The following is a 6013-nucleotide window of genomic DNA, read 5'->3' as shown; positions in this document are numbered from 1 at the left end:
ATGGCCAAGGAAAAGTTCGAACGTACGAAGCCGCATTGCAACATCGGCACGATTGGTCACGTTGACCATGGCAAGACGACGCTGACGGCGGCGATTACGATGACGCTGGCGAAGGCCGGTGGAGCCAAGGCGATGGCCTATGCGGACATCGACGCGGCGCCGGAAGAGAAGGCGCGCGGGATCACGATCAACACGGCGCACGTGGAATATGAGACGGCGAACCGTCACTACGCCCACGTCGACTGCCCGGGTCACGCGGACTATGTGAAGAACATGATCACGGGTGCCGCCCAGATGGACGGCGCGATCTTGGTGGTGTCGGCGGCTGACGGTCCGATGCCGCAGACCCGCGAGCACATTCTCTTGGCGCGTCAGGTCGGTGTTCCGGCTCTGGTGGTGTTTCTGAACAAGGTCGACATGGTCGACGACGCCGAGCTGCTTGAGCTGGTTGAGATGGAAGTGCGCGAGCTGCTGTCTTCGTACCAGTTCCCGGGCGACGACATTCCGATCACGGCTGGTTCGGCCCTGGCGGCGGTTGAAGGCCGTGATGCGGCGATCGGCGAGGAAGCCGTTCTGAAGCTGATGCAGACGGTTGACGACTACATTCCGCAGCCGGAGCGTCCGGTGGATCAGGCGTTCCTGATGCCGGTGGAAGACGTGTTCTCGATCTCGGGCCGCGGCACGGTTGTGACCGGTCGTATCGAGAAGGGCGTGGTGAAGGTCGGCGAGGAAATCGAGATCGTCGGCATTCGTCCGGTTCAGAAGACGACCTGCACGGGCGTGGAGATGTTCCGCAAGCTGCTGGATCAGGGCGAGGCGGGCGACAACGTCGGCGTGCTGCTGCGCGGCACCAAGCGCGAGGACGTCGAGCGCGGTCAGGTCCTGTGCAAGCCGGGTTCGATCACCCCGCACACCAAGTTCATGGCCGAGGCCTATATCCTGACCAAGGAAGAGGGTGGGCGTCACACGCCGTTCTTCACCAACTACCGCCCGCAGTTCTACTTCCGCACGACGGACGTGACCGGCATCATCAAGCTGAAGGACGGCGTGGAAATGATCATGCCGGGCGACAACGCCGAGCTGGAAGTTGAGCTGATCACCCCGATCGCCATGGACCAGGGCCTGCGCTTCGCCATCCGCGAAGGCGGCCGCACCGTCGGCGCCGGCGTCGTCGCCAAGATCATCGAGTAGGCCCTACTCGACGGTCACAGCGACCACCAAACTAGCGAAGGCCCCGGAGCAATCCGGGGCCTTTTGCTTTGGCGCGAAGACAGGCAGAGAGGCGCCATGACCCAAACAGACGTCGTCATTGTCGGAGGTGGCCACAACGGCCTGGTCTGCGCCTGGTATCTGGCGCGGCGGGGGCTGAAGGTGGTGGTGCTGGAGAAGCGTCACGTCGTCGGTGGCGCGGCGGTGACGGAAGAGTTCCATCCTGGCTTTCGCAACTCCACGGCCAGCTACACCGTGAGCCTACTGAATCCGCGCGTGATCGCCGACATGGAGCTGGCGCGGCATGGGCTGAGGGTGGTCGAGCGGCGGGCGTCGAACTTTCTGCCGCTGAATGATCGGGAGTACCTGCTGACCGGCGAGGGGCGGACCCATGACGAGGTCGCCAAGTTCAGTCGCAAAGACGCCGACCGGCTGGACGCCTATGCCGACCGGCTGGAGGCGATCGCGGAGGTTCTGCGCGATCTGGTGCTGAAGGCACCGCCGAACATGACCGAGGGCGGCTTGCTGGCGGCGATGCCGGAGCTGATCAAGGCGGGGGGGGTGGGCCGGCGGATGGGGCGGCTGGACACCACGGGGCGACGCGATCTGCTCGACCTGTTCACCAAGTCGGCGGGCGACTGGCTGGACGGCTGGTTCGAGTCCGATCCGATCAAGGCCTGCTACGGATTTGATTCCATTGTCGGGAACTACGCCAGTCCCTACGCGGCGGGGTCGGCGTATGTGCTGCTGCACCACGTCTTTGGCGAGGTAAACGGCAAGAAGGGGGCCTGGGGCCATGCGATCGGCGGCATGGGGGCCATCACACAGGCCATGGCGAAGGCCTGTGCTGAGGCGGACGTGACGGTGCGCCTGGATAGCGGCGTGCGGGAAGTGCTGACCGAGGGCGGACGTGCGACCGGGGTGGTGACCGAAGCCGGCGAGCGGATAAACGCGCGGACAGTGGTGGCCAATGTGCATCCGGGGCTGCTCTACGAGCGACTGATGGATCCCGAAGCCCTGCCAGCGGACTTTAATGAGCGGATCGGGCGCTATGCCTCGGGTTCGGGCACGTTCCGCATGAATGTGGCCCTGTCAGAGCTGCCGCGGTTCAGCTGCCTGCCGGAGGCCGGAGATCATCTGACGGCGGGGATCATCATGGCCCCCAGCCTGAAATACATGGATGAGGCCTGGATGGACGCGCGGCGGCATGGCTGGTCGCAAAAGCCGATCATCGAGATGCTGATCCCCTCGACCCTGGATGACAGTCTGGCACCGGCAGGGCGACATGTGGCGAGCCTGTTCTGTCAGCATGTCGAACCGGGGCTGGATTGGGACGTTCATCGTGACACGGTGGCGAAGCTGATGATCGAGACGGTCGACGGCTATGCGCCGGGCTTCAAGGCATCCGTGCTGGGGTATGAGGTCAACTCGCCGCTGGACCTGGAGCGCAAGTTCGGTCTGATCGGCGGCGATATCTTCCACGGCAAGCTGAGCCTGGATCAGTTGTTCAGCGCGCGACCGGTGCTGGGCCACGGCAGCTATCGCGGGCCGGTGAAAGGGCTCTACATGTGTGGGGCCGGGACCCATCCCGGTGGTGGTGTCACGGGAGCCCCCGGTCACAACGCAGCGCGGGAAATTCTGAAGGATTTGGGCCGCTGAGCGCCTTGGAGTGGCGACCGGAAAGGCCTATCTAGCGGCTATGAGCAATCCCGTCTGGACCGGCCTACGCCGCGGCCTTTCAATGCGTTGTCCCGAGTGCGGGCAAGGCAAGTTGTATCGGGCCTATCTGAAGGTCGATCCGGTCTGTGGCGTGTGCGGCCACGACAACGGGCAGTACCGGGCCGATGACGGCCCGGCCTATTTCACCATGCTGATTATCGGCCACCTGGTCATCGCGCCGCTGCTCATTTTCGAGTTTGTGTGGAAGGCCAATCCGCTGTTGGTCCTGGCAATGATCTTGCCGCTTCTGGCGGTGATTACGCTGGGGGCCTTACCGGTGGTCAAGGGCGGTGTGGTCGGCGTGCTGTGGGGGCTGAACCTCAAGGGCGATCACCGCTGAGCGGATAGTGCACCGTGAATCGGGTGCACTAAGTGCACTAAGTGCACTATTTCCGAGGCCCGATGCGCCTGTCTTGCTGACGGAAATCGACATGGCGGGCAGTTTAGGCCCGCTCGCGGAGACGGGGACGCGAGCGCCGTCGAGTGGGCGTTAGCGACGGACATTCAAAGGTCTGGGCAATCAATGTGTGGGAATGGTGGACGCGACAGGGATTGAACCTGTGACCCCCTCGGTGTGAACGAGGTGCTCTACCGCTGAGCTACGCGTCCCTGGCCGCATCGGCGGGAGGCGCGGACATAGCCCGAGCCGCGCGGACGATCAAGCGACGATCAGGGTTTCCAGCGCTGCGCGAACGGGAGCGGGGATTGGAACCGGTCGGCGGGTCGTGCGGTCGACATAGACATGGACAAACCAGCCGTCGGCGGCGGCCTCCGGCTCACCCTCGGCGAACAGGGCCAGGGCGTAGCGGACGCTGGAGTTGCCGAGTTTCTCGACACGCAGCGCGACTTCCAGGGTCTGCGGGAAGGACAGGGCGGCATGGTAGCGACAGCCGGTCTCGATCACTAGGCCGATGGCCGGGCTTTCGGCAATGTCGAGCAGGCCCCGCTCGATCAGCCAGGCATTCACCGCCGTATCGAAGAAGCCGTAGTAGGCGGCGTTGTTGACGTGGCCGTAAACGTCATTGTCCGCCCAGCGCGTCGGCACAGCGCGTAGGGCGGCGAACTGATCGCGGGTTGGGCGTGGGGCGGTCATCAACCACTTATGGGCCAGTCGTGACGGACGCGCCATATTCCCGGCTCGACGGATCATGGCGGATTGTCCTAGGTGTGGCGGTAGCCGGCGAGCGTGGCGGAATTGGTAGACGCAAGGGACTTAAAATCCCTCGGCCTCGGTCATGTGGGTTCGAGTCCCACCGCTCGCACCAGCCAAATGGACCGACGTGCCCGTCAGACACACCCGCAAAAATGATTTCACAAGACGATTGACGCCGCCAAACAGTGTTATGGTACGCTCCGCCACGTTTGGGTGTAGACGAGAGTGGGAATGTCGGGGTCGGACAGGGACGAAACGGACGCCGAAGTCGGCGTTCGGATCAGTGGACGCGTGAAGTGGTTCGATCCTGGCAAGGGCTACGGGTTCATCGTTCCCGACGATCCCTCCGTTACCGATATGAAGGACGTGCTGCTGCACGTCACCAGCCTCAAGGACTTCGGCCACGATTCGGCGGACGAAGGCGCGCCGATCAGCTGCGAAGTCGTGCGCCGTCCCAAGGGTTGGCAGGTGTCAACCATCCAGGACCTCGGTGAAGGGGAGGTGGTGGCGGATCGTTCAAACCTGCGCAGCACCGGCTACGAGGGTCTGAAACGTGACATGGCTCCGCGCCCTCGCCGGGCTCCGCCCGAGCCCTATGACGGTCCGGCCGAGCGGGTGACGGTGAAATGGTTCAACCGCACCAAGGGATACGGCTTCGTCGTGCGTGACGGCGACGACAGCGACATCTTCATCCACATCGAGACGTTGCGTCGATGCGGACTTGACGACCTTCAGCCGGGAGAGGAAGTGGAGGTGCGGTTCGCGCGCGGTCCCAAGGGGCTGGTGGTAGCCGATATCGCGTCTGACTAGACACATTCTCCTGGGAGGTCCCGATGTCTGGGGTCCTGCGACTGGCGTTTTCGACGGCCTTCTTCGGGTTGGCTCTTGCGGGCTGTGCCGGCGGCGGTGATTCGGGGGGATCTCAGGCTGGGGAGGGGCCAACCGAGGCCCTGGCGATCGTCACCGACACCGGACGGCACACTTTCCAGGTCGAGATCGCCGACGATGAGGCCGAACGCCAGCGCGGCCTGATGTATCGTCCGCCCCTCGCCGACGACCGGGGGATGCTGTTCCAGTTTCCTGAGGCCGAGGAACAGTCCTTCTGGATGCACAATACGCCCAGTTCGCTGGATATTCTCTATATTGCACCGGACGGTCGGATCATCTCGATCGCCCGAAACGCGACGCCCAATTCGGACACGCCGATCCCGTCCAACGGGGCGGCCAACGGTGTCCTGGAGCTGAGAGGTGGGCGTGCCGCCGAGATCAGCGCCGACCCGGGAGATCAGGTCGTGCATTCCTTCTTCGGCAACGACTAGCGATCTTGCACAAGCCGTGGCAGAAGCGGCCTTCGCCGACGGTGACCCGGGGTGTAGCGCAGCCTGGTAGCGCATCTGGTTTGGGACCAGAGGGTCGGAGGTTCGAATCCTCTCGCCCCGACCACCGACGGACGATGAACGGAGACTCGCCCATGCTGGCTCGCATCTACAAGCCTGCCAAAACCGCCATGCAGTCCGGCAAGGCCAAGACCCATGCCTGGGTTCTGGAGTTCGCGCCGGCGTCGGCCCGCACGATCGACCCCTTGATGGGGTGGACCAGCTCGGGCGACATGAATGGCCAGGTCCGTCTCAAGTTCGAGACGGAGCACGAAGCGGTGGCCTATGCCGAACGTCACGGCATCCCGTTCGAGCTGTTTGAGCCGCAGACGCCGCCGTTGATCATCAAGACCTACGCCGACAACTTCGCGACCAACCGCAAACAGCCCTGGACGCACTGATTTCGGCCGGCCCGGCCCGCCGATTTTTGGATCATGGCGGCTTGGCGTGCGACACGGTTTCGGATAGCCGAACAGTGGGCGCCCTTAGCTCAGCTGGATAGAGCATCTGCCTTCTAAGCAGACGGTCGCACGTTCGAATCGTGCAGGGCGCGCCA

At 63.9% G+C, this 6013-nt stretch carries 7 protein-coding genes and 4 tRNA genes; 9 read left to right on the top strand and 2 right to left on the bottom strand.

The window, feature by feature from the left end:
* From tuf to G391_RS0112040, 3 genes are all read left to right on the top strand, one after another.
* A complete protein-coding gene (gene tuf, locus G391_RS0112050) occupies positions 1–1191 on the top strand; it encodes an elongation factor Tu (protein WP_029087446.1) in 1191 nt (396 codons plus the stop codon).
* Positions 1192–1287: 96 nt separating this feature from the next.
* Positions 1288–2868, top strand: a complete 1581-nt coding sequence (locus tag G391_RS0112045) for a phytoene desaturase family protein (RefSeq protein ID WP_029087730.1) — start codon at positions 1288–1290, stop codon at positions 2866–2868.
* Positions 2869–2908: 40 nt separating this feature from the next.
* Positions 2909–3268, top strand: a complete 360-nt coding sequence (locus G391_RS0112040) for a DUF983 domain-containing protein (protein WP_029087729.1) — start codon at positions 2909–2911, stop codon at positions 3266–3268.
* Positions 3269–3462: 194 nt separating this feature from the next.
* Here the strand turns inward: G391_RS0112040 and G391_RS0112035 are convergent.
* Both G391_RS0112035 and G391_RS0112030 read right to left on the bottom strand, forming a co-directional pair.
* Positions 3463–3537 (bottom strand) — tRNA-Val (locus tag G391_RS0112035).
* A gap of 49 nt (positions 3538–3586) precedes the next feature.
* Positions 3587–4078 carry an acyl-CoA thioesterase gene (locus G391_RS0112030; RefSeq protein WP_245572103.1) on the bottom strand — a complete coding sequence of 164 codons (492 nt, stop codon included), beginning with the start codon at positions 4076–4078 and terminating at the stop codon, positions 3587–3589.
* A 30-nt stretch (positions 4079–4108) separates the two neighbouring features.
* Between G391_RS0112030 and G391_RS0112025 the strand changes: the two genes are divergently transcribed.
* From G391_RS0112025 to G391_RS0112000, 6 genes are all read left to right on the top strand, one after another.
* A tRNA-Leu gene (locus G391_RS0112025) sits at positions 4109–4193 on the top strand.
* Positions 4194–4312: 119 nt separating this feature from the next.
* Positions 4313–4891: a cold-shock protein gene (locus tag G391_RS0112020; protein ID WP_029087727.1), complete on the top strand. Its 579-nt coding sequence runs from the start codon at positions 4313–4315 to the stop codon at positions 4889–4891.
* 23 nt (positions 4892–4914) lie between these two features.
* The gene (locus G391_RS0112015; RefSeq protein WP_035304512.1) at positions 4915–5400 is read left to right on the top strand and encodes a DUF192 domain-containing protein; all 486 of its coding nucleotides are present in this window, start codon (positions 4915–4917) and stop codon (positions 5398–5400) included.
* A 47-nt stretch (positions 5401–5447) separates the two neighbouring features.
* A tRNA-Pro gene (locus tag G391_RS0112010) sits at positions 5448–5524 on the top strand.
* A gap of 28 nt (positions 5525–5552) precedes the next feature.
* A complete protein-coding gene (locus G391_RS0112005; RefSeq protein WP_029087725.1) occupies positions 5553–5858 on the top strand; it encodes an ETC complex I subunit in 306 nt (101 codons plus the stop codon).
* A gap of 78 nt (positions 5859–5936) precedes the next feature.
* Positions 5937–6013 (top strand) — tRNA-Arg (locus G391_RS0112000).

Origin of the sequence: Brevundimonas aveniformis DSM 17977 (assembly GCF_000428765.1) — a bacterium.
Classification (GTDB): domain Bacteria; phylum Pseudomonadota; class Alphaproteobacteria; order Caulobacterales; family Caulobacteraceae; genus Brevundimonas; species Brevundimonas aveniformis.
This window is presented reverse-complemented; position numbering and strand designations above follow the sequence as displayed.